Below are 3420 nucleotides of genomic sequence, written 5' to 3' on the forward strand. Positions count from 1 at the left end.
CCCACAGTTGGATTGCGTGCATTCAGGTGGGAATTGGTCAGCGGGTAGGCCGCCATCGCTGGCAAGCCAGCTCCCACCATTTGACTGAGTGCATTCAGTCAGGGATTGGTCGACTGTGAGGCCGCTTTCGCGAGCAGGCTCGCTCCCACAGTTGGAATGAGGACGAAATACAGGGACGGGTTCATGACCCGTCCCTTTCGATTTTTGCACTTCAGGCACAAGCCCGGCCAATCAGCTCCGGCAATCAGTCCCGCGCCAGCGCCTCGATCGGGTCCAGGCGCGATGCATTGCGCGCGGGGACGAAGCCGAAGACGATGCCAATCAACGTCGAGCAGATCACCGCCGTCACGACCGAGGCCATGGAGAACACCATCTCCCATTCCTTGATGAACAGCGAAAACAGGTGGCCGATGGCATACGACAGGGAAATGCCGATGGCCCCGCCGAGCAGGCAGACCATCACCGCCTCCACCAGAAACTGCTGACGGATGTCCGACTGCCGTGCGCCGACCGCCATGCGAATGCCGATCTCGCGGGTACGCTCGGTGACCGACACCAGCATGATGTTCATCACGCCGATGCCGCCGACCACCAGCGAAATCACCGCGATCAGCGACAGCAGCAAGGCCAGCGAGCGGCTGGTTTTCTGCACGGTCTGCATCACGCTGTCGAGGTTATTGGTGTAGAAGTCCTTGATGCCGTGGCGTTGCAGCATCAATTGGGTGACGTGATTTTCCACCACTTTGCTCGACTGGCCGTTCTTGATCCGTACGCTGATGCTGTCGAGGAAGCGTTGGCCCAGAATACGCCCGGCGGCGGTTTCGTAGGGCACCCAGACGTTGAGAGTCTTGCCGGAGGCAAACAGGTTTTTGTTCTCGGCCGCCACGCCGATCACCGTGCACGGCAGGTTGCCGATCAGGATCACCTGGCCCAGCGGATCGACGCCCTCGGCGAACAGCCGATGCCGGGTGTTGTAGTCGATCACCACCACCTGCGCCTGACGCCGGGCGTCGGTTTCGCTGAAGGTGATGCCCGCCTCCAGTTTGATTCCGCGAACCTGGAAATACTGATCACTGACACCGTTGATCTGCGCATCGAGGTCGATGTTGCGATAACGCAGAAGCATGCTGCGACCGACCACCGGGGTGGCGCTGTCGACGTAATACAGCTGATTCAGCGCGGTGACGTCGGCCGGCACCAGTGTCTCGATCGACGCGGCGCGTTTGTCGCCGAAACTGCTGCCGGAATAGATATCGATGGTATTGCTGCCGATCGCCGAAATGTCCTTGAGCACGTAATTTTTCGCGCCCTCGCCGATCGCCGAAATCGACACCACCGAGGTGATACCGATGACGATCCCGAGCATGGTCAGCAAGGTGCGCATGCGGTGCGAAATCAGCGCCACCCAGGCCATGTTGAAGGCTTCCTTGAACAGCCCGAGGCTGGCGACCAAACGGCGTGTCGCCGGTGGTTTGGGCGGCACCTCCTCTTCGTCCGACAGTTGCCCGGTGTCGCGCTGGTTGCGCCGGTCGCTGAGGATTTCACCGTCGCTGACTTCGATGATGCGTTCGGCGTTGGCCGCGACTTTCGGGTCGTGGGTCACCAGAATCACCGTGTGCCCGGCCGCGTGCAGCTCCAGCAGAATACGCATCACCTCTTTGCCGCTGGCGGTGTCGAGGGCGCCGGTGGGTTCGTCGGCGAGAATCACTTCACCGCCATTCATCAAGGCCCGGGCGATACTCACCCGTTGCTGCTGACCGCCGGAGAGCTGGCTCGGGCGATGCGTCAGGTGCCCATCAAGGCCCAGCCGCGCCAGCAATTCGCGGGCGCGGGCGTGGCGCTGCGGTGCGGGGATGCCGGCGTAGATGGCCGGCATCTCGACGTTGTGCATCGCGCTCAGGTGCGGCAGCAAATGATAGCGCTGGAAGATGAAACCGAAGTAATCGCGGCGCAGTTCGGCCAGCGCCTGATCGTCAAGGTCGCGGGTCTCCTGGCCGTTGATCCTGTAGCTGCCGGCAGTGGCGTAATCGAGGCAGCCGAGGATGTTCATCAGGGTTGATTTTCCGGAGCCGGAGGCGCCGATGATCGCCACCATTTCTCCGGCGTTGATCGTCAGGTTGATGTTCTTCAGTGCGAGAAATTCACGGTCGCCGGCGGTAAAACTGCGGGTGATGCCGGTCAGTTGCAGTAACGGCTGCGTCATGCTCAAGCCCCCGCCACGGCGGGCAACGGATCACCGATCACCACCCGCTCGCCTTCGCTGAGGCCCTGATTGATCTGCACTTTGACGTTGTTGTTGATCCCGGTCTGCACGTTGCGCGACTGCGCCTGGCCCTTGGCGTCCAGCACCCGCACCGGAAAGCTGCCATCGGCGTTGCGTGGCCCGAGCGCGGCCACCGGCACGGTCAGCACCGATTGCGCGGTATCGAGGACGATACGCACCTGCGCGGTCATCGAGATGCGCAAGCGATGGTCGGGATTGGGCACCTCGAACAGCGCGTTGTAAAACACTGCGGTATTTTGTTTCGGGGTGCCGGCCGGCGGTGTTTCGAGGAAGTTCTGCGGCGCCGGCTCAGTGCCGCGCAGCTTGCCGTAATAGCGCTTGTCCTCGCCGAGAATAGTGAAATACACCTGCTGCCCCGGCGCGATATGAATCACGTCGGCCTCCGACACCTGGGCCTTGATGGTCATGGTGTCCAGATCCGCCAGTTTCAGCAGGATCGGCGCCAACTGGTTGGCGATCACGGTCTGGCCTTCCTGGGTGACGATGCCGACCACGTCGCCATCGATCGGCGCGACGATCCGCGTATACGCGAGGTTGACCTTGGCGGTGTCGATCTGGATGTGCGCACTTTTGATCTGCGCGTCCAGCGACAGCAGATTGGCCTGCTGCACCTCGTAGTCCGATTGCGCGGTTTCGAAGTCCTGACGCGAGATCGACGCATCTTCCTGCAGGTTCTGATAGCGCTCGTAGATCGCTTTGGTCTGTTTGAGCTGGGCCTGCGTGGCGCGCTTTTGCGCCTGCAGATTTTCCTCATCGACCTGCGCCTGACGCAGGGTGTTCTGCAGCACCAGCGGATCGATCTCGGCCAGCCACTGGCCCTTCTTCACCTTGTCGCCCACCTTGACCTTGAGCGACTTCAACTGCCCCGACACCTGGGCACCGACATCCACCTGCTTGACGCCTTCCAGCAAACCGGTGGCGAGCACGGTGTTTTCGATATCCGAGCGTTCGACCGGGGCGGTCTGGTATTTCGGCGCTTCGGCGGGTGCCTGCACCGTGTACAGCACCAACCCGGCCACCGCCGCCAATGCCAACCCCATACCGACTTTGCGCAACTTCGACTTTTCCATAAATAACCACAAGTCCGTTCAGGGATGAACCCGGCCAGCGGCCGGGTCTTGATAGAACAACCACAC

General features: G+C 61.6%; 2 protein-coding genes. Both read right to left on the reverse strand.

Features of this window, described 5'->3' with window-relative positions; genetic code table 11:
- Nucleotides 1-244: 244 nt before the first annotated feature.
- Complete coding sequence (locus LVD08_RS14610; protein WP_247268491.1) at nucleotides 245-2203, reverse strand: MacB family efflux pump subunit; 1959 nt, start codon at nucleotides 2201-2203, stop codon at nucleotides 245-247.
- Between the two features lie 2 nt (nucleotides 2204-2205).
- On the reverse strand, nucleotides 2206-3354 hold the full coding sequence (macA, locus tag LVD08_RS14615; protein ID WP_098968301.1) for a macrolide transporter subunit MacA: 1149 nt from the start codon (nucleotides 3352-3354) through the stop codon (nucleotides 2206-2208).
- Nucleotides 3355-3420: the final 66 nt, after the last annotated feature.

The organism is Pseudomonas sp. YL2, from assembly GCF_023063025.1.
GTDB classification, from domain to species: Bacteria; Pseudomonadota; Gammaproteobacteria; order Pseudomonadales; family Pseudomonadaceae; genus Aquipseudomonas; species Aquipseudomonas putida_A.